The 22,721-nt window shown below is 42.4% G+C and carries 12 protein-coding genes and 1 pseudogene; 5 read left to right on the forward strand and 8 right to left on the reverse strand.

The window, feature by feature from the left end; all coding sequences use genetic code 11:
- Positions 1-3: 3 nt before the first annotated feature.
- From OCU35_RS08900 to OCU35_RS08915, 4 genes are all read right to left on the reverse strand, one after another.
- A complete protein-coding gene (locus OCU35_RS08900; RefSeq protein ID WP_065209643.1) occupies positions 4-1,119 on the reverse strand; it encodes an ABC transporter ATP-binding protein in 1,116 nt (371 codons plus the stop codon).
- A gap of 128 nt (positions 1,120-1,247) precedes the next feature.
- Entirely contained in the window at positions 1,248-2,612 is a 1,365-nt protein-coding gene (locus OCU35_RS08905; protein WP_261825212.1) for a hypothetical protein, read from the reverse strand.
- Between the two features lie 56 nt (positions 2,613-2,668).
- Positions 2,669-3,709, reverse strand: coding sequence for a hypothetical protein (locus OCU35_RS08910; protein WP_261825213.1), 1,041 nt, complete (start codon positions 3,707-3,709; stop codon positions 2,669-2,671).
- Positions 3,710-3,726: 17 nt separating this feature from the next.
- On the reverse strand, positions 3,727-5,070 hold the full coding sequence (locus tag OCU35_RS08915; protein WP_261825214.1) for a glucoamylase family protein: 1,344 nt from the start codon (positions 5,068-5,070) through the stop codon (positions 3,727-3,729).
- A gap of 376 nt (positions 5,071-5,446) precedes the next feature.
- On the opposite strand from OCU35_RS08915, the gene OCU35_RS08920 reads away from it, so the two are divergent.
- Both OCU35_RS08920 and OCU35_RS08925 read left to right on the forward strand, forming a co-directional pair.
- Positions 5,447-7,804, forward strand: a complete 2,358-nt coding sequence (locus OCU35_RS08920) for a putative glycoside hydrolase (protein WP_261825215.1) — start codon at positions 5,447-5,449, stop codon at positions 7,802-7,804.
- Positions 7,805-8,802: 998 nt separating this feature from the next.
- The gene (locus OCU35_RS08925; RefSeq protein ID WP_261825216.1) at positions 8,803-9,813 is read left to right on the forward strand and encodes a hypothetical protein; all 1,011 of its coding nucleotides are present in this window, start codon (positions 8,803-8,805) and stop codon (positions 9,811-9,813) included.
- 276 nt (positions 9,814-10,089) lie between these two features.
- Here the strand turns inward: OCU35_RS08925 and OCU35_RS08930 are convergent, their stop codons facing one another.
- Both OCU35_RS08930 and OCU35_RS08935 read right to left on the reverse strand, forming a co-directional pair.
- Positions 10,090-10,533, reverse strand: coding sequence for a hypothetical protein (locus OCU35_RS08930; RefSeq protein ID WP_261825217.1), 444 nt, complete (start codon positions 10,531-10,533; stop codon positions 10,090-10,092).
- Between the two features lie 73 nt (positions 10,534-10,606).
- Complete coding sequence (locus tag OCU35_RS08935; protein ID WP_261825915.1) at positions 10,607-11,344, reverse strand: endonuclease; 738 nt, start codon at positions 11,342-11,344, stop codon at positions 10,607-10,609.
- A 461-nt stretch (positions 11,345-11,805) separates the two neighbouring features.
- Between OCU35_RS08935 and OCU35_RS08940 the strand changes: the two genes are divergently transcribed.
- Complete coding sequence (locus tag OCU35_RS08940) at positions 11,806-12,144, forward strand: hypothetical protein (protein WP_261825218.1); 339 nt, start codon at positions 11,806-11,808, stop codon at positions 12,142-12,144.
- Positions 12,145-12,255: 111 nt separating this feature from the next.
- On the opposite strand, the gene OCU35_RS08945 is transcribed toward OCU35_RS08940, so the two are convergent.
- The gene (locus OCU35_RS08945; protein WP_261825219.1) at positions 12,256-12,546 is read right to left on the reverse strand and encodes a hypothetical protein; all 291 of its coding nucleotides are present in this window, start codon (positions 12,544-12,546) and stop codon (positions 12,256-12,258) included.
- 111 nt (positions 12,547-12,657) lie between these two features.
- On the reverse strand, positions 12,658-13,671 hold the full coding sequence (locus OCU35_RS08950) for an integrase domain-containing protein (RefSeq protein ID WP_261825220.1): 1,014 nt from the start codon (positions 13,669-13,671) through the stop codon (positions 12,658-12,660).
- 1,083 nt (positions 13,672-14,754) lie between these two features.
- Between OCU35_RS08950 and OCU35_RS08955 the strand changes: the two are divergent.
- Both OCU35_RS08955 and OCU35_RS08960 read left to right on the forward strand, forming a co-directional pair.
- Positions 14,755-15,658 (forward strand): annotated as a pseudogene (locus OCU35_RS08955) (IS5 family transposase).
- 195 nt (positions 15,659-15,853) lie between these two features.
- Positions 15,854-21,133 carry a tetratricopeptide repeat protein gene (locus OCU35_RS08960; RefSeq protein WP_261825221.1) on the forward strand — a complete coding sequence of 1,760 codons (5,280 nt, stop codon included), beginning with the start codon at positions 15,854-15,856 and terminating at the stop codon, positions 21,131-21,133.
- Positions 21,134-22,721 lie beyond the last annotated feature (1,588 nt).

Genomic DNA, 22,721 nt, shown 5'->3' on the forward strand with positions numbered 1-22,721 from the left:
TTGTTAAGAATAGAAAATGTTGTTTTCGGTTGAATCATCGAATAAATGGCATTTGTCCATGAGTAATTCGATATGACAGCGAGAGCCGACAGCAGGAACCTGCTCACGATCTGACTGCTTACAAATAACGTGACAGCCTAAAACATTCAGGTGCACATAAACTTCCGAGCCAAGCTCTTCAATAGCTTCCACTTCCGCAGACAATGTATTGCTGCCTTTCTCTAACCTAACGGCAATATGTTCTGGGCGAATACCTACATGTACATTTTTGTCCGTCCAAAGTTCAGCACGCGTATGACGCTCAGCAGGCAATTCAATTAATTTGCCTCCGAAGTCAACGCCAACCGAACCCTCAAACTTACTCACTTTCCCTGCAAACATGTTCATTGCAGGCGAGCCGATGAACTCAGCAACAAAGCGGTTCTTCGGGTTGTGATATACATTCATTGGTGTGTCCACCTGCATGATATGCCCCTTATTCAAGATGCATACCCTGTCCCCCATTGTCATCGCTTCCACTTGATCATGGGTAACGTAAACCATTGTCGCCGGACTGCTAGACTCTTGAAGTTGTTGATGTAATCGAGTGATTCGCATACGCATAGAAACACGTAACTTAGCATCAAGATTTGAAAGAGGCTCATCAAATAGGAAAACCTCTGGCTTCCTTACCATTGCTCGACCTAATGCCACACGCTGACACTGTCCACCCGACATTTGATTCGGTTTTCGGTCCAGTAAATCAGTGATCTCTAATAGCTCAGCGGCTTCTGATACTCGTCGTTTTATTTCTTGCTTAGATTTCTTTGCCGTTTCAAGGCCAAAGGCCATATTCTCATAGGTGGTCATATGTGGGTAAAGTGCATAGTTTTGAAAAACCATAGCGATACCACGGTCTTTTGGCGGCAAATCATTGCACACCTTGTCACCGATAAACAATTGACCGCTTGTAATACTTTCTAGACCTGCAACCATTCTTAGCATTGTTGACTTTGCGCAACCTGATGGTCCAACGAGTACCATAAACTCGCCATCTTTAATGTCTAAACTGACATCATGAATCGCATGATAGCCATTGTCGTAAACCTTGTTAATGCCTTCAAGAGTGACCTTTGCCATGGGCTATAACTTCCTATCTAAAGCGGGGTTAAACGTTTCAACAAAATAGTAACTATACGGCTGAATCAAAGCAATGATTTCATTTCGATAGTTTGTCGTTTCGTGATCTCTGTCTTCTACCAGTGACTTTACAATATTTCATCTGCTACAAAAGAGCTGTAAAGAGACTGTAGTGCCGAGGTTTGTCCTTTGATATCAAGGTACATAGCGACGTTTTCGCGCACAGGTTCAGCAATAAATGCGCCTACAAACATCCCTTGATCAAGACCAATGACCTTACTAGAAACTTGCCCAGTGCTGTCTATGGCATCAGCCCATCCAGCTGATGTTTCAATCTGGGGCGAGTCTATTTTCAACTGATTTAAACGCTGTATGGCATCGGTCGGTGAAATCATATAGTACAACGCCAAAGCATGAGGTGTGCCGGTGGTGCCCGTTTCAATTGAATTGTTGTATTTTCGATGACTTTCAGACACCGACTCCAACCCAAATGCAGCGTACCCATCATCGACAGTTGAAGATGCTGAGACTAGCGGGATATTATGGTCGTCTGCATATTGAAGATGTACTTGAGTAAACTCCGCTACCATTTCGTAACTAGGCATCAATGACTGCTCATCAAGCCACAATGCTGGGAGCATGGCCTGAAAATATGAACCATCCCAGGTGAGCATAGGCGCGACATCTAAGCCCGCATTTGAGAACCCTCCCCTCACTAGTGTCATGTCAGTAAAAGCCGTGTGCGGAACCTGACTGTCGGTCATCATCACCGCCCAAAGTGTTGCCAATCTGCTCTCATTGGCTTTACGGTCTACATGATAACTAAGGTAGGCGTTGTCCTTTCGGCTCCAACCCGCTCTTAAAAAACCTTGGCTAGCATCATACAGTTCAGACCAACCTGTAGATTGTGCACTCAATAATACGTCAGCTCTCAGAGAGAGTTGGTTTAGACGTTCATCAGTATGGTTATGTAGCGCCCCGTAGAGACCCGCTAACGTAAAAGACATTATGCCGTTATCTACCGCCGAAGCGATGGCACTATCATCAATCGTTAAATTCGAACCTTCTATCTGATACAGCCAGTAGAAAAGTCCATTCCATTTTGGCGCACTTTCTAACACGCTAAGTACTGTGCTTAGACGAGTAATCGCATTTTCATCGCCATACTCAATCATTTGAATGAGGACATTAATGTACAACGCAATAGTCGATATATTGGTGTAGTGAGAAGGAAGTATCTCGTCACCATCCACCAGAACATGATCAAAAGGAATGTGCGCTAGAGTTGAAACCCCAACACCATCGATAAAGTAGTCCATATTGTCTTGTAGCGATTGTTCAAATCCCACAGGATAGTATTTTGATTCGATTCTGATTTGAGTGATCACATCTTCTTCAGGAACAATCGGGTCTGGCGAGTCATCACTACTACTATTACATCCAGTAAAGATAAGAACCGATAGAGTGAAAATGGATAAGAGTCTGAATTTCATAGGAGTCTCATTAAGTAAAAAGCCCCGAAGGGCTTTGTCATATCACGGTTAATTATTTAGAAGTTCCAAATGATACCGACTTTGGCAAATACACCTTCTTTGTCGCCCCAGGTATATTCATTTCCGTTTCTCTGCTTGTGGTCTCGATAGGCGAGATCTGCCAATAAACTAATACTTGAGTTAATAGGGATCTCTGAGTACAAGGCATAGTTGTTGTAATCGTATCCCGTTCCATCATAGATTTCGGTTTCGCCTCTTTCATAACGAAGTTCCAGATACACGTTGTTATCAAAGCGGAACTGAATCAAAGGTTTGATGGCGATTTCTTTCCACGCAAAATCGTTTTTGTCTTCGTGATACAAGAACTTGCCACCTAAATTAATCCAATCATTGAAACGGTAGACATACAGTGGCTCTGTTTCGTAAAACATCGCCTTTTCTTCATCCCAATAACCAGCCTCTAGATTCAGGTGTAAGAAGTGCTTTCCAAGAGAAAAGTTAAGTTCAGGAGTAATTTGGTATCGCGTACTCTCATCAAAACCAGATACTTTTTCGTAGCCAACTTCGATGGCATAGTTGAAGTTCTCGTTTACCCATTTTTCATAACGAGGCATAAGGTCAATCGTAAGCAACGAATTACCCTCAGATACCTTATCTTTACCTCGATACTTATGTGTCTCTTTGATTACATAAGCGAGTCGGAAGTTTTCGCCGATTTTTGTTGAGCCATCAGCAAAAATAATGGAATGAAAAAGCTGACTAGGAGCATCCTTGTAAACGTATTCTTCGTACTCGTACCCGGTCAGAATACGCGTTCGCTTGGGAGTTGCTCCGCCCGATTCTGATGCCATAAGTACCTCACCAAAACCACCGATATCTCGCAAAGAATCATCGTTTTTTGGAAGCTCTAACTGATCACCAGCCACTGCTCCGTGGCCAGGTAACTCAATACCATCCCACATTCCCGGCTTAGATTTAACACTGCCGTACCCTGGTAAAGAGATGCCATCCCACATATTTGCCTTGGATTCATTACTAAGTACGTTTGTAGAAACCAAAGCTAAGCCAGTCCATAGCAATGTAGAGATATTTTTCATTTTTACGCCCTCTACATTTACTTGTTGTTAGGAATGAAGCTGCGATACATTTTTTCTACATCACTCATGTAGCCACGCGCTTCCAAGTAAGTTTGTACATCGGCATTAATCTCATCAGCAACAAAAGCACCGACAAACATACCTTGGTCTAGAGAAAGTATTTTGGTCGACATACGCCCTTCAGTATCAACCGCATCATACCAACCAAATTCGCTTTCAATGCTTGGGTAATAAGCCTTAAGGGCTTTTAAAGCTGCCACTGAAGTTTCTGGGCTAACAATATATGACAGAGCCGTAGCATGAGGCGTTCCTGTATCTCCAGCATGCATTTCATTGTTAAACATAACTTTACTCTCTGAAAGATAAGGCACTCCAAATTCAGAGTACCCATCGTCAACCGTTGCTGAAGATGAAAGTAGAGGAATATTGTGCTTTGCTGCGTAAACCATTTGAACAAAGGTCATGTCTTCGACAAGACTGTAATCTGGCATGAGTTGTTTTTCATTCATCCAAATTGAAGGCAACATGCCTTGGAAGTAAGTGCCATTCCAAGTCAGCATTGGATTGTATTCTTTGCCATTGAAAGTATATGGGTGTGTGTATAGCTCCATATTATCGAAAGCACTGGTAGGTACTGCATTTGAACCTTGATCACGAGTAATCAACGCAGCCCATAACGGCGCTAGGCGGCTTTCATTTGCTTTTCGGTCAATAAAATATGGCAACGCAGCATTGTCTTTGGTGCTCCAGCCCGCATTCATCAAGCCTCGGTTTTTATCATAGATAGATATCCATCCATCAATTTGTCCTTCAAGAATGGCTTCGATTCTTGAAACAATGGCTTGTTTATCTGGAGACGTTGAATCAAGATACGCCCCTGCGACACCAGCCAGTGAAAGCGCTAAATTGGCATTATCAACAGCAGGAACGATCCCTTCTTCTGTTGGTTGAAGTTTTCCGTCAACAATGTCATATGGCCAAAAATACAGTCCTTTCCACTTTGGCGTTTCTTCCAGTACATCAAGAACTTCGCTAATTCTTATCAATGCATCAGCGTTACCCGCTTTTTCAACCTCTACCAAGATATTAAGGTACAGGCCAATTTCGGTGGTATTTACGTAATAGAAAGGAACAACTTCACCATCGACAATAGAAACGGTATCAAAAGGAACTTTAGAAACTGGGTCGACACCAACACCATCCCGGAAGAAATTTAAGTTGTTGTTAAGCTCAGCTTTAAAATTTTCTGGGTATAAATGATCTCTGATCGTCAATTCGTCTAAAACAATATCACTGGCAAAAGTGCTCACACTGAAACTTATCAATGCAGCTGCAAAGGCATACTTTTTATTACTCATCATCAATTCCAATTCATCGCAGGGTTGTTTAAACGTTTATATTACATTGAGACAGATTTATTAAATCGTCAATAGTGTGTATTGCACAAACGTGATCCAGATATAGTTATTTTTATCCAATTAATAGATATAAAAATTAATGCTTAATTTTCAAAGACTTAAAGCGTTAGTTGTAAACGGAGATAGGCAAGAACAAACAATTTGGTGCATTGCCAACCAAAACTGGGCACCTATTCTTGTCGAGATTCACAAAAATAACATTGACTTTATCTTTTTCCTTGCCTCCTTGAAATTTAAGTATCATGCTCGCTATAGATTAAACGTTTAACTAAATATAAAAATCAGTTATTAAGTAGCCATAGGATTGAGAAACAAAGCCATGGAACAGTTTACATTTGGTAAGAAAACACTTATTGCATCTCTCTGCGCTTTATCGTTAGCGGGTTGCCTAGATGATCCCTACGAAGAGCCGAAACAGTCTGTTGATTCGATTGTGCTTTATGGTTCAGGTGACGATGGTTTATTTTCAATGGCCGTCATCGACAGTTCAGGAACAAAAGCATTCGTCGACAGCAGTGGTTCGGTGAGTCAAGGTAATGTTCACACCCAAAGTATGACGGAAAGCACCAGTGGCGATCTCGACGTCACCATCACCAACGATGAAAATGGCCGTATTCTACTAGAAAGTAATGACGGTGAGGCTGTCTTTTTAGATATTGATACCTCAAAAGCTACCTTGCAGTTTGACAGCAAAATGAAGAGCAAGCCTATTGTTGGTCAAGAAGTATATTTAACGACCCAAAAAGAGATGGACCAAGATATTGGGCATGTTGAACTAACCAGTACTTTTTTGGCTAGCTACAATGGAGCAACACAAACCGTCAAGGTTCCACTGTCTTGCTTTATAAGCTCTGGAATGGACTTCACTCAGGCATTAGCGCCATTTGCGCTCGAATCTTCCAGTAACCTCGACTTTACCCTTGGCAACATCCAAATTATTGCCGATTCAATCGAACAAGATGATGTCCTAGAGTGCCAATCAACCAGTGATAGGGTCGAAGCTGATGACCCGAACGATAGCTACCAAGTATCAACTCTATTTAAGGTAGGCGACACCGGTACAGAAGGTTGGGCAACAGGCATTACAAACTGGATGACAACTGGCGAATCCACTCTTCATTGGGCAAGTGATCATATTCGTGTGGAATATACTGATGCACCTGCTGGTGAGAATGGTGGATTGGTATTCGCCACAACAGATGGAAGCACGCTAGACATTTCTGATTACATAGATACCGGTATTCTCAAATTTTCACTAAATGTCTCAAGCTACGCTTCACACCCAACAAAACGTCTGCAAGTACAAATGGAATCGAGTGAATTTGGGAACTCTCAGCCATATCTCTTAAATGAAAATACAGCAGCAAATCGCTGGACAGAGATAAAGATCCCCTTGAGTGACCTTTTCACGCGTGAAGATGGCAGTGTGAATATCAACTCCCTTAAAAACATCGATAAAGGCATGTCTATCTTACCTGAATGGGTAGAGTCTACGGATACTCTACAAGGGATCGACTTTTCTATTCGCGATATTCAGATCGCAATGAGTGACCCTACCAAAGAGATAGCCCTCTATGGTCCAAGTGATGATCAAAGCTTTGATGTCGTCATCATTGATAGTGATGGTATAGAAGCGACTGTTGATGAAAGTGGCAATATGATGCAGGGCAATATCCAAACTCAAAACCCATTAGGTACACCAAGAGGCACACTTAACGTCAACATTTCCGACAATAAACAAGGCCGATTATTGCTACAAAGTAACGATTCAAGTCATGTTAATTTGGATGTTGACCCATCCAGTGCGACCTTACAGTTTGATGTCTCTACAATGAGTAAACCCGCTTTAGACCAAGAGATCTATGTAACGACTCAAAATGAAATCGGTGTAGACATTGGCAAAGTTTCAATCACCAGTGCATTACTTGCCAACTACAATCAGGGCACTCAGGTTATCAAGGTTCCACTTTCATGCTTCTCTGATAACGGTATGGACTTTGCGAATACTATTTCCCCATTAGCATTGGATTCTTCAACCAATCTCAATTTTCAATTTGGTAATGCTCGTATCATAGGTAGCTCTATCGAGCAAAGTAACGTACTTGAGTGTGACACCACCAGCACACCACTTGCTGCAGATGATATAAACGATCCTTACGCAGCATCTAAAGTGTTCGATTTAGATAATTGGGCTTTAGGTGGTTGGGCAACGGGTATTGACAACTGGATGACCTCAGGGGCTTCCACTCTTGATTGGGCACCTGATCATATTCGCATAACATATACGGATGCTCCAGCAGGTGCAAATGGAGGATTGGTTTTAAAAACAACCGATGAATATACCCGTGATCTATCCAACTACATAGACACAGGCGTACTCCAGTTTATGTTTTACGTCGATAACTACGGCGACCACCCAACGAGACGCTTCCAAGTTCAGATGGAATCCAGCGAGTTTGGTAACTCACAACCCTATTTTCTCGAAGAACAATCTGGATGGCAGCAAGTTCAAGTGCCATTACGTGCACTGTTCTCAGATGACAGCGGTAACATAGATATCAATACCCTAAAGAATATTGACACAGCAGTTTCAATACTTCCTGAATGGGTCGGTTCTACCGACACATTACAAGATATGCAATTCTCGATAGGTAGTGTTCAACTCGTCATATTGTAGCTACCGATACAGCTAGGTTGGAGGCAAGTCTTTCCTTGTCTTCAACCTCTTCTCTTCCCCTATACGCACCTGCCTATAATACCTAGCCAATTGAGCGATTAGGTACCACCTTAACCGAAACCAACGGGTTAAGATTTCACTTCAAAATCATCTTTCTTTACTTAGTTGGGTTATGTCCTATCAAATTTGAGAAGTGACTTGCTGGCTCTGATTAATCATTTTACTCGGTAACACTGCATATACATTGCCGTAATGATGCCTATCGAGGTGTTCATACCATTCGACAGTCGCGACAAATAAAATTCTTTTTAGAGCAATTTGGAGTTACAAGGTATTGGATCGAGCGATCTGTTTTGAGATAGAACTCAATGAAGTTTTCACATCAGGTCTAAATCCAAACAGTGGACTAGCAAGAGTGTGATGAGTATAGAAAGCACAAAATTTAATTCTAGCTGAAAGAAAAATTCGCAGAGTTCAGTACCAATGTTTAGTACCAATCAGAAAAGCGCTGTAACTCATAAAGATATTTGAGTGAAAGTTTATTTTCAGTAGCTTAGAGGGTATTTCGAAGGAGGTTGGGTGGAGACCCAGCCTCTTCCTCGAACCACTCGTTATAACCCTTATTTTTCAATAAGTTAGCTCTTTCTCATTTTGATGGTGAATATTTAAAAAAGGACGAAGTACCGATGTTCGGTACCTCTGATAATAGCCGTTATTTCAATAATTTTTACATTATTCGAAACCAGTTTCCTCCTTACGCTCCCGTTACCTGCCGCCGCTGAAAACTTCAAACGCTCAATACGCATTCTTTGCACTTTCAGACATTAAATTCCGTTCCTTTTTTCATTCTGAAAACGCACAACTCAGAACCACCTCAGCGCGTCGCAACACAAACTGACAAATATAAATTTCTGATATTCCTATTGCGCTCTGTTTTGCGATGCTAAATTCTTTGCCTCTGCGTAGTGGCAATTTCACTTTTAAATAGGGTAATGATAATGACAAATAGCGAACATTTTAGATTTGACACTGAAGAACTGGAGCTGTTGTATCGAATTCAATATGAAGCGGTCGCAAAAGAGCAAACTTCAGGAAGCTCAACATCGAAGCTACGCTCCTTATTAAGTACAAAGCAATCGCTAAACTCGTTTGAGAATCAAAACCTCTTGCTGAAACAGCAATGGTTAAGCGAATGGTCTCAGGCCACTGAGTCTTTACTTGGGGTGAGCAGAAGTAAACCGAATTTAAAAAATGATGTGCACGCCACCTTTTCTCGTTGGAGTAATGCAAAAAAGTCAGCCTTTTTCGTCGAGGTGGGCACCTTTGTACCGTATTTTTCACTCAGTGATGAAAAGAAAAACACTACTTTCTCTTCAATTAAATTTCATTCGGAATCACTCCTCTTTCATGCAGCAGACCTGCTAGGAACCGATGTCAATGAACTGCAGAAGATCAACAAATCGTATACCAAAACGATCAAAGCCATTCATAAGGAAACATCGAACAATAATACCCTTCTCATTCTGAGTGTTGCCGCGGCAGCATCTCTCCTCGTGGCGCCCTATTTGGCGGCCGGAATAGGTGGGTTAATGGGCTTATCTGGGGCGGCAGCAACCAGTGCAGGATTAGCAATGCTAGGAGGAGGCTCACTAGCAGCACAGGGATTTGGTATGGCCGGAGGCTACGTAGTAACAATGGGAGGAGGCATGCTGCTTTCAGGTGGGGTCAACAAAATAGCGGATAATCATAAAGTTGCCAATATGAGTGATAACGAATTAATTGTCTCTGCGGGCAAACTCGTGAGTTTCTTAGAACATTATAAGAAAACCCTATTCCAATCAGAAAAAGAAGAGTTATGGTTGAACACTTGCGCCTCACTACGACATTTGCAAGCCTCATTTGAGGAGCAAGCAGATGCTCAATTCATTATGAACGAAACAAAACCGGCAACGAAGGCGCATGAAAAAGCAAAGATTATTGAAGCAACACGCTACATTGTTCGAAAATAAACGACGTCTAAAATCCGCTTGATATCCCGGTTTCTGGCTACTTTGATACCGTGTAGTGGCTGAGTGAAATTAGCCTCTACATTAAAGATTTTGCTATACCGCAAGCAGTCCGTTAAACGTTAACTTCGTACTCTATATCATTCAATTTTGCCTAACAGTTTGCCTAAATTAGTCAGAAATGGGGCGGTATACTCGTTTAGGAATCACTCATATAGGTCAATCCGGGTCACTGGGTATGCCTGGTAAGGTCTGAATCAGAGCACATTATAGAGACCCTCATTTAAACACCTTGTTTATTTTATCTTCATCAATGTAATCTAGATAGCCCTCAAATGATTGCAAAACAGATGGCTCATTCATCAGTTCTTGAAAAGCAACTTGCCCCACTATACCAAAGGCTTGCTCAATAGCTTTGCTTCCGTTCGCCTCATAAGCCGTGCTTGCCTCTTTTGGGCAATCTTCAGTAATTAACCTCATCATAAGCACTGCCACCTGCTTGTTCGTATTATCGATATCTGCCTTGGATATGTTTGAGTATGGCTTAATGGTGCTATGAGTTGATAGTCCAAAGTACGTCCATCTCACCAATAACTTTCTCTCTTTGCCATTAAGAGAGTCCGAAAGACACACCCCGAGATCTTGACCTTCTTGAGAGGCTTGCATCGTAGCAGTAGATAATAGCCCTATACAGAGTATCAGTATTCGCATTCCTTTGTTCACTCGAATCTCCTTATAAATGAATGACCAAATCCTCAATCACATGTAGATAGATTGGATCCTTAATCCCACCTAGCTAGTAAAGGCCCAAAGCGGCACAGCGAGAATTGACGATATGGTTTTCATTACCTTGCAAATCGGCAATGGCTTTTGCTCTATCGCATTCCCATTGATCCACTGGGTACTGTTTATCCCAGGCTTGCATGAGCTGCCTTTGTTGTTTACTCATACTGTATTTAGGGTATGACTCTTCCATGTACATATAGGTTCTCGAAATACGACCTCGAGCGCCCTCTGGTGGCTCTGCTTTCTTATTATCAATCTTCATTGCGCAGGTACCGAAATCACTTTCCACATCGGGTAACATAGTAAAATTGTAGTTCTGTCTGAGTGCATTCACAGCGCCAATAGCAGGATAAAGGTTAAACATATCGGATTGCATATGGCGATACTCCATATTCACTTTTTCCGCACAACGCCGTCCTTTGAACGCCTTTCCTTTGCTGTTTACGCACGCTTCATGGCCTTCACGCCACTCGCTAAAGGCACGGCCAAAGTTCTCCGCAGGTACCACATGCTCCCACTCCATTTTCTTGGCACGCTTCACGTATTTGGTTGTCTCAAAGCCCTCAGGGGGAATGATGTTTTTTTGACTATCAAAACGTGCTCCGCAGTAAATGGTCTCTCGATGATGCTGGTACACCTCTTTCTCCAACATTCGCTTTGCCTTGCTAAATGAGTCATTGGTTTGATTTGCCGATAGCGCCGGTAAGGCAACTAATAATGAGAAAGTAAAAATGGATAGGTTCTTCATCGGGGTACTACGTCCTTGTCGCCTAAACTCTTCTTGAGGGCGGATTGTGTCACAGCGCCAGTCATGCTTAATGCTGCACAAACGAATAAAAAACCCCATCATAAGAAATATCACATCGATTCGCTATGACTCTGGTGGTGCATTTTCTGGGAGATGTCTTTTCAATTTCTCATACAATTCTTGGATTTCTTTGAAGTAGGCTTCTTGTTCTTTAGTCATCATAGGTCCCTCCTACACTCAATCTAGCTAAGCCTTCGCCTATCGCAGTATGAATAAGGACTGAGAGTGTTGGAGACACGTCGCAAGCTATCTTGCACATTAGAGAATCAAGAATCGATACAATTGACGTGATTACTTTCATTAGAAAAAGTCTATCTGAGGGTATTTCGCTGGAGTTTTACATTGATACCGTTAATGGGTACTCAAGAGGTGAGTACTAAAAACTCAACAACGGAGGCCTTATGGCTTATTCAAGTAGCTTTACCCTAACCCTGCTGCCAAACACTGACTTAGGTCAGTTCCTTGGTTCTTCCATTCAGTTAGTGGCAGCCAATGCATCGATGTGCGAAACCCCTTCTCTCCAAGAGGTGTTGGCTCATGCTGCAATCCACATGGCGTCGGTTCAAGGCAATAAAATCCTCGCTGCGATGAGTGTTAATAATATGACTATCGACATCAATAACAACGGCATCATCGAGTGCTGGCAATGTTTCGCTCTATGCTCCAATGAGAGTGGACAAGCGGGTGCACTATTCGCACTCATTGGGACTAAGCGAGCACAAACACGTAGAGCTCGATAACGACAGTGCACAAGCGCCAGTTATGTGGTCGGCGCTTTAACGCTTTTTGTGTCCAACCCGATTCTACAAGGGGTGTAACAAATAACGTGTCATCATACATAACAAACAACGTTACTTGGGTTTAGGGACTTTTCCTCGCAGATTGGCTTTGTTGTAAAACAGACACAGTACCTTGTATTTTTCCTTTCGGACCGCACTACTCTCGCCTTTAGTTCGCTCCCAGTAACCAATAATTTGCTTGCGCCCTACCCGAGTGATTTCATCATTCAAGTAAGGCTCATGAGCAAAGATATCGTCGTAAATGGCCAGCAATCGCCGGACTTGTTTTTGACGATAAGCGATTCCCTTCTTTAGGTACGGCGCCATTAACGTAGCCATTTGTTTATAGGTGTTTTTCTGCATAGTTTGTTCTCCTTCCATGAATAAAGAACTATGCTGAAATCCCCAACGATGAAGCGAGTGTGACTCTTTTTTTGGCGTATCTGATATCTATCGTGCTTGGGACGACACTCCTTATCCCAAATAGGCGTTAGTGATACCCACGCGATGGTGACCAAGTAACTTCGAGAGTTCAAGTCGCACCGCTTTATCTTTCTCTATCGCTTCGCCTAAGGAAATAGAGAGTGTTTTAGCAATGTATTCATGATGAGCCTTCCCATGCTGGATACCTGCTATCACTGGAGGCGCGACCCCCATCCGTTTTGTGTAATAGTCACACGCAAAAAATTTACGTTCCCCATGGGAAAGGTAACCCTCATCAATCGCTTTCACTTCACGCCATGCCCGGCATTGAAACGCTTGCAGTCGCTCCTGTTGCGGTATGGCGTTATCATGCCCTGTACGCAGCTGGAGTTTGTGACCCAAAGCTAATGCTTTTACCTGCTCATCGCTATCAATCGTTAGTGTCCGGGCCTGGCCTCCTTTTGTACCGCGAGAAAGAGAGACGAGTCCTGTTTTCTCGTATTGGCTTAGAGCTTTACTACTGTCAAACAGCGCTGCCTCACGAAAACGAAATCCAAAGTGACGCTGAAGCTTTGCAATAACCACTATTTCGTCACTGGCTTCGGAAACTATTGCATCATGTTGTGGTTGCGTCACCGAACGGTCTTCAGTCGCAATGCCACTCTTCGGTGGAAAATGCAGGTCTTTGGTCGCCTCTACTTTTAGTTTCTTGTCGCCTCTAGCCTGAGACAAACAGACATTAATGTGTGATAGATAATCTCGTGCTGAGGACGCCGACAGCGATTCCTCAGATTCGAAGCGCTCTCTCAGATATTCTCCATAGAGTTCAACATGACGTTTTTCCACCATATTAAGGCGTTTGACATCAGTATGCTCTTTGAGAAACTCTGCAAAGTTACGGCAAGCCGGCAATCTAGCTTTGTGAGTATTGTTTTTGACGCCATCGAGCTGCTCGAGTGACGCATTAATAAGTGCTCTATCAAGCTGTCTCGCACCCAGCCCAAAATTCGGTTTCTTAAAATCTCGTAATCCTTTCGGAAGGTGTCCGGTATAAAGTCCTTTCATTGACTCCCCCTCATTGTGAACAACATAGCTTTGAATGCGCAGAAGACTTTCACTTCTGTATCGATAAATGAAATCGCCTATTTGAATGATGTGCTTCTCCATTGTGGAGTCTGTGGGCTTATTGCATCCTCACATCTTAATGACAGCTCCCTTCTACTTTAAGGGCGGTGGGCGTGTTGCATCCTCTGTCGATAGGTAGTGCTGTTGGCATCAGCAAGCGGCTTATTGCATCCTCTACCTATGGGTTCGCTATGTATTTATTTTCGATTTCGTATTACGTAAATCACCTGGAGGCTTTGGAGATAGAACGCCAAGCGTAAGCTGCTTCTATCCGTACCAAGTCGTTATCATTACGTCAGTGACGAAATCGTGATGTGCTGCTATTTCGTGACTCACGAAACGGGTTTACTTCCGTAAACTTCTGAAGCAGCTAATCCGGAACTCACGGATTGACTGGTTTCTGAGTCAGTTAAGAGCTTCGTCTAATTTCTTTCGACATTAGACGAAGCTTCTTGGTGGGTGCGATAGTGGCTCACATCGCCTGCACTGGTCGCGACTCTTTCGAGTCGCTGTGCAGGCAAATGGTAAAACTGAACTAACTACTAGGCGAGTGGTTGGGACCCACTACTTTGTTGTTGAGTTGCCTTACGAGTCGTTTGACCTGGGCTGCTTACTTGGCAGCATGTTGGAAACACGTTAGTGCTTTCATTGAGGGATAGGTTAAGCCATCGCGTAAAGATACGATGTCTCGGTTTTTTTATGTGGTGAAAAGTAAGAAGCTCATTTGCTTTCGAAAATGAGCTTCTGGAGTTACTGCCTGAGATAGGGATTATTTGCGGTTTACCGTTTTGAGCCTTGATGGTGCTTGTCGCTGGTTGTGTTTTCGCAACTTATTTCAAGCAATTGATTAAGCGCAATACTTCAAGTAGTTCACTTTGGGGAAGAACCTTTTTAGTGATGATCGTGCTGAGAAGGTTCTGGACAGAGGTGATTTAGCGTGCAACTGGCGTTGTTGCCTAAATCAATTGAACCTTTTCCAAGTCGTGCGATCTGATCCTTTGTGATGGTTAGAGCGGTGGTGATATGGGTAAAGCGAAAAAGAAGATAACTAACTGGGCGGAGTACAATAAGGCTTTGTGCAAACGTGGTTCGGTTACGTTCTGGATAGATGATTCAGCCGTAGATGCATGGCGATGCAAAACCCGTCACGGTAAGCGTGGTAGAGACTTCCAGTACTCTGATACAGCGATTGAAACTGCCCTGATGAGGAAGGGTATATTCTCTCTGCCATTACGTGCTCTTCAAGGCTTTATCGACTCTATCTTTGAGCTAATGGATGTTCCTCTGACCTCTCCTGACTACACCTGTATTAGTAAACGCTCGAAGACGGTTCAGGTCAAATATCGCAATAAATCTAGAGGCGCTATTCGCCATATAGCCATTGATTCCAATGGGCTTAAAGTCTTTGGTGAGGGTGAGTGGAAAGTAAAAAAGCATGGTGCAGAAAAACGCAGAACATGGCGTAAGCTGCACTTAGCTGTAGATACTCACGAAGCTATTAGTGCGGAAGTCAGCCTTCTAAATGTTGGCGATAGTGAAGTGCTACCGACGTTGCTCAACCCACTACGCAGAAAGATCACAGCCGTATCTGCCGATGGAGCTTGTGACACAAAAAGTTGCCACGAGACTCTAAAAAAATAAAGGCTGTACTCCGTTGATATCCCCTCGAAAGAATGCAGTACCTTGGGAGGACGGTCACCCCAGAAACGAAGCAGTAACAACTCTGAAAAATGGGACAATAGCGGAGTGGAAAGCCGAGTCTGGTTATCACTATCGTTCAATATCTGAGACCGCAATGTCCCGATACAAGGGACTAACAAGCGGTAAATTGAGTTTGAGATGTTACAACGCTCAAGTGGATGAAATTATGGCGAACGTCAAGGCTATAAACAAAGTCATAGGACTAGGTATGCCCGTCAGAAACTAACGGCTAGTCCTATATGGCATCGTTATTCTTCAAGATGAATTGATCAACAACACCCTTCAGATATAGAAAAATTGTTTAGTAAAGTGTCCTGCCTAGCAGGAGAAGATCACCTTTTCACCCTACTAAATCAGATACATATTGGGTATATTGTTATTAACTTGATTCATATAAGTTTTAACAAGGAAAGTAAAAATAATGTCTCACGTTGATCATTTACAAAACTACTACAGCGATCTATTTAAAGCACAGCACACTCCACTTTTGGTTGAACTTAGTCACGACGATATAAATGCGTTTAGCCAAGAAAAACAAATTACAGCTCCCCTGTTACTTGCAAAGACTGTATTCGATCGTGACCTAAAAAATCAAACTTCTATTATTTTGATTGATGGAGATGATGTCCGCGTTAATGACCAATTTTTCTTACTTGAACGACTGCTAGAGCAATTACGCAGTGAGCTCAAAGAAATCAAAAATCTTGCCGTTTTAAAAGAATCTCTTAAAGGCGCAGCATCGGTTGCCACAGGAGGAATGCTAGGAGATCTATTAAGTAACCATCTGGATAACGGGTTGAGTTTTGTTCTTGATGAGATTGGAGGAGAGTTCTCCTCATTATTTACTAAAGTAGTGCTTGATAATGTGGAGGTTTCTGAGCAGCTATTAAGTAATATTGAAGGTCTTTTGCATGATAGCACTAGTGATACGCTCGGTGACTTAATTGCCAGGATTAGTAAACAGAACCTTTTCCTCTCGGTTGAAGCAAAAAGTGAACTAAATCGCTTGTCCAGTCAATTTTCTAAAAGTGAAAACATCGACTTATTCCAGCTAGCGTTCAAACTACTGCTTGCCATCGCAATCAATTCCCCAAAATTAATTTATGTCAATAATCCGCATCGGTTGGATAATAATTCCATCGCAATATTATCATTACTATTTTCTTACGCCAAAAACCAAAAAGAACAAGATCAACATATTGGCTTGTCTGTCGTCTATGCCTACAGTGACCCTTTGTTTGATCTCTATCAGGAAGTAACTCCAGAATTAACCATTAAACAACAGCTACTTTCTGACCAACGCCGCTTTATTCAACGTTACAGCATGCTTGAGCGACCAAGCAGTGATATCCCTAATCTTGCAGTTAAATCATCACTATTTATTGGACGACAAGAAGAGTTGCATACACTGAATAGGCAATACGTTACTAGGGTCCCAACCACACTATCCGTGATATCCGGAGAACCCGGTATCGGAAAAACTGCGCTCGTTAATCAACATATTACGACCATTACAAAAGCCAGTCCCGCTATCGTGTTAACTCTTCTCAATGAGGTGGGGCACAGTTCCAGCAATACAGGATTAAGCTCACTAGAAAAAAGCATTATCGAAGAAGAGAAACGGCTTCACCATCACAGAGACTTTAAAGAAAAGACATTGGGCTTCCTCAGAAACCTGAACGCAAAAGAGACAGTGTATAGTGCCGCAGGACTTCTCGCCTCTGGTGCTGACAAAGCCTTAAACATCATTGATGCCGGATACCAACGCATACAAACCGACGATAACCTTGACAGGCTGCAAGAAATGGGGATGCACAGTCTCGACAATAAGCGACAAGATGAAAAAGAGCGCCAATTTAACAAACTGGATACCGCCATCACTTTATTGACCAAAGTCCAGATAGAAGAATTGCCTATCATCCTGTTCATTGACGATTTGCAATGGATAGACGATACGGCAAGTGAGTATATTTTAACTCGATTGCTAAAACGTTCAGATGTCTACCTCATCGCCACCTTACGTCCTAGCGATGCTGCTACGCAATACAAAGCTTGGCAATCAAACTTTCAGCTTCACCGCCACGCTCTGTCACTACTTACCGCAGCCAAAGTGACAGGAGCGCTCGAGTTTAGCCAAACCCCTGAAGCACAACAGCTGCCTAATAGTTCAGTATTACAAGCAAATGTACTCACATTATCTGGATTCGATATACACGCTCTAACCCAACTGATTGCGAATGTTATCTCGGGTACACGTGAACAGCATCATCAACTAGCCGAATCGATAGTACGCACACTAGGTAATGGAAGCTCGACAGAAGTGAATACGTTATTTGCAGTCGAAACGATAAACATGCTTTGTGACGCCAAGCTTTATCAAGAAAATCGCTTTGGTCAACTTATCCTCAATGGACCTTTACGTTTTAACCCTAGCATTAGCGACTTAAGCATCACGCTAGAACAGACTTTTGAGTCGTTGCAACGGAAATATCGAGACTCTTTGGTTCATGCCAGTCAAACAGGTGCGCATCAAGGCTTCAACCTAATGGCCTACGCTGTGCTTGAAGAGCGCTTACATCTGCTAAAAATATACTTTGGTGAAATGGGCAATGCGGCTGTGAATTCCCTATTGTTTTCATCACTTCTAGGGGCACCATTTTCATCAGAGTTAGTTAAGTGTGTCCTTACCGCCCTGTCCACTACAAATGAACCGAAATTAAAGCCATTAAAAGCTCATATAACCCAACAACAGAAACAGGTTAATTTACAGCCAGAGCACTACGCCATTATTGATGAGGTGTATGAGATTCTGCGCCGCCTCAGCGCTCGTGATGACCAATACCAATATGGCCACGGGTTGCTTCATATCTTTTTAGACAAGCAGTTTGATTACTTGCTTGATAGTTCGTTGACAGACGCTAATCAAGCATCAAAAGATGCACTGATTCATTTAATTTCTGAAACCGTTCACATACAGTTTAAAGAGTTACCATTCTTTAGTACCCCTACTCAAGCGCTTACAACAGAACAAACAACAAGCCTCATTTTTCATCAGACAGTCATGAGGAATGTTAAAGCAAAGGGTTATTTGTACCACCCAGACCAATGGGCTAAAACCTACACTAACAGCTTGATTAGCTTGGCAAGCTCATACAAGATAAACAACCAGCTTGAGAAGGCCATTAGCCTTGAAGAGCAATCCCTTGAGATATGTCAGCACTACTATCAGCAATACCCAGCCCAATGGGCTAAGCACTACACCGTCAGCTTGCTTAATTTGGCAAGCTCATACAAGCAAAACAACCAGCTTGAGAAGGCCATTAGCCTTGAAGAGCAATCCCTTGACATACTCCAGCACTACTATCAACAAAACCCAGACCAATGGGCTGAATTCTTCACCACCAACTTGAATAATTTGGCAGACTCATACCGAAAAAACAACCAGCTTGAGAAGGCCATTGGCCTTGAAGAGCAATCCCTTGACATACTCAAGCACTACTATCAACAAAACCCAGACCGACGGGCTGAATCCTACACCATCAGCCTGAGTAATTTGGCAACCTCATACCAACAAAACAACCAGCTTGAGAAGGCCATTGCTCTTTTTGAGCAATCCCTTGAAATACGCCAGCACTACTATCAGCAAAACCCAGACCAATGGGCTAAAATCTACACTACCAACTTGAATCATTTGGCAGGCTCATACCAACAAATCAACCAGCTTGAGAGAGCCATTAGCCTTAATAAGCACGCCTTTGAAATAGGCCAGCACTACTATCAGCAAAACTCAGAGCAATGGGCTAAAACCTACATTGACAGCTTGAATCTTTTGGCAAACTCATACCAGCAAAACAATCAGCTTGAGAGAGCTATTAGCCTTGAAGAGCAATCTCTTGAAATAAGCCAGCACTACTATCAGCAATACCCAGACCAATGGGCTAAGCACTACACCGTCAGCTTGCTTAATTTGGCAAGCTCATACCAGCAAAACAACCAGCTTGAGAAGGCCATTAGCCTTGAAGAGCAATCCCTTGACATACTCCAGCACTACTATCAACAAAACCCAGACCAATGGGCTGAATTCTTCACCACCAACTTGAATAATTTGGCAGACTCATACCAACTAAACAACCAGCTTGAGAAGGCCATTGGCCTTGAAGAGCAATCCCTTGAGATACTCCAGCACTACTATCAACAAAACCCAGATCAACGGGCTGATTCCTACACCACCAGCTTGAGTGAGTTGGCAAACTCATACCGAAAAAACAACCAGCTTGAGAAGGCCATTGGCCTTGAAGAGCAATCCCTTGACATACTCCAGCACTACTATCAACAAAACCCAGAACAATGGGCTAAAACCTACACCACCAGCTTGAGTAATTTGGCAAACTCATACCAACAAATCGACCAGCCTGAGAGAGCTATTAGCCTTAATAAGCACGCCTTTGAAATAGGCCAGCACTACTATCAGCAATACTCAGACCAATGGGCTAAAGCTTACACCATAATCTTGGGTAATTTGGCAAGCTCATACGCACAAAACAATCTGCTTAAGAGAGCCATTGCTCTTCGAGAGCTATCCCTTAAGATAAGCCAGCACTACTATCAGAAAAACACAGACCAATGGGCTGAAACCTACACCACCAGCTTGAGTAATTTGGCAAACTCATACCGAAAAAACAACCAGCTTGAGAAGGCCATTGGCCTTGAAGAGCAATCCCTTGACATACTCCAGCACTACTATCAACAAAACCCAGAACAATGGGCTAAAACCTACACCACCAGCTTGAGTAATTTGGCAAACTCATACCAACAAATCGACCAGCCTGAGAGAGCTATTAGCCTTAATAAGCACGCCTTTGAAATAGGCCAGCACTACTATCAGCAATACTCAGACCAATGGGCTAAAACCTACACCATAATCTTGAATAATTTGGCAAGCTCATACACACAAAACAATCAGCTTAAGAGAGACATTGCTCTTCGAGAGCAATCCCTTAAGATAAGCCAGCACTACTATCAACAAAACCCAGATCAATGGGCTAAAACCTACACCACAAACTTGAATCACTTGGCAAACTCGTACCGAAAAAACAACCAGTTTGAGAGGGCCATTAGCCTTAATAAGCAAGCCTTTGAAATAGGCCAGCACTACTATCGGCAAAACCCAGACCAATGGGCTAAAACCTACACCACAATCGTGAATAATTTGGCAAACTCATACCAACAAATCAACCAGATAGAGAAGGCCATTGCTCTTTTTGAAGAATCCCTTGAGATACGCCAGCACTACTATCAGCAATGCCCCTCACTATGGTTTGAAGACTATTCTTACTCATTGTTTTTTGTAGCGAATACACATTTTCGTTTAAAACACTACGCCGATGCTAGTCGTTATTTTAATGACTATTTCAAACACTATTCGTATATGAACATTGAACACCCAGACGATGCAATTAAATTCATTTACCCGATAGTGACATTTATTCAAGCTACTAGACGGAATAATGATAATAGCCTTTGTGACTTTAAATTAATGATTGATGACTTTTCATCCTCAATGACAACAAGGTTTGGGGCTTTATTTCAACAAGTACTTACAGTTCTACAAACTTACTACAGTGGCCTTGCAGACTCAGATGATCCGTTAAAGAGGGAGAAGTATCAAATTTTTACAGAATTTTTTGCCACAGAGGGCTAAGTTTCAGCCTTAAAAATCAAGGCGGTTCTCTTACTCATAACTAGAACCTCAAGCACTGTCTACTTAATCAGAACTGGAATTCAACGAAGAGAACAAACAACCGACTCTGCGATAAGCTCTCTCGACCAAGGGAGGCTTATCGTAGCAAGGAGCAAGCTGTGAATAAACTTGCAGACTATTTTGCCGCTGTTAGCGATTTTGAACTTCTCAAGTCAGACTGATACTTCATTAAGCGACATTTTGCTTTTCAAAGTTTAATGGGCTTAGTACCAATTAATTAGACCTTATGCGCTGAATCTGATGATACGTATTTCAGCGTGACACTCCCGCTAGATACGTTTTCCAGTCGTGCTTCACTGGAATGCCTACTGAACAACATTATAAATGTGGATCAATTTTACGAGGGTAAAAATGCATGAACAGGATGTGAATGAGTAAAGGGTCTAAAACGTAAAGGGGCAGAAGTGCGCTAGGAAGTCACTTAGTTGATAGTAATGAAATGTTCGAGCGTTTAAGTTGTAGTAGAGCATCGATGTAATGCTTCTAAAGCTAACTTGAGTGATGAAATTACCTAAAACTGTGAACTGCGCCGAAGCGTATCTCTCGCCGCATTCAGAATTAGGGCAAGGCAAACCATACTTATCATCATGTTTGAGCACTAGAGGTGAGAAATGAACCTAGATTCGTTTTTATGTACTAAATGCAACAATCGAGATGAGTGGTTAATAGGGGAGCAAATTGTTATTTGTATTTGTGGACACACTATTTTTTTAGCCTAGAAAGTAGATGGACATTTCCGAGTTACGAAGTGGCTCTGGGGATATGTTAGTTTTAAAAGATTGGATCATTGAACGTGGGCTCAAAAAACTTTGGCTTGGTGTCCATGCATGGACACCAAGCCAAAGTTCTTTTAATGTTCGCAATACTTAACATTGAGGGTCTTAAGTCGACTTAATGTTACTGATCTATAACATTAATCAAGTGTAGTGGATTAACAAATTTGGTCACATAGTTAGAGTTCTAGGCATGAGGAAAAGTAAGGGAAGTTGCTGGGTTTGAAACTGAGCCCTATTTCTATCTGGCTCACTTTGGGGCTTTTTTGTTTTAAATCATAGCCACTATCTTATAGTCACTATCTTATAGTGGGTTGAGTAACCAACTGATTTATATTATAAAACGCTCGTGGTGTGTTAATGTCATGTTAATACGGGCAGGTGGAGCAATCATTACCAATCCTTATCAAGCAAAAGCTTGTTAGCGAAGTTCGTTCTAAGAGGGCTCTGGACAAAGATGTGTCAGTGGTTTTACTAATTTAGCAGATCGCGGGTTATCTTATGTATGGGAAAGTTAACAGCTTAATAGTGCGACATCTCAAATGCATCTGACACTCAGGAACTAATAAAAACAATTAATTTACAATACCTTAGTTGAATCGGTCACTCAAGGAACAATAAATCGCTCAGCTATTGAGCCTTAATCTCCGACTGATCGCTCAGGGAATAACAAAATACATCAAATACATCGTTTCTTAGCTGTATCGATCATTCAGGGAACTATAAATTACTTAGTTGTTGAGCAGCAATCTCGA

The organism is Vibrio breoganii (assembly GCF_024346795.1).
Taxonomy (GTDB): Bacteria; Pseudomonadota; Gammaproteobacteria; order Enterobacterales; family Vibrionaceae; genus Vibrio; species Vibrio breoganii.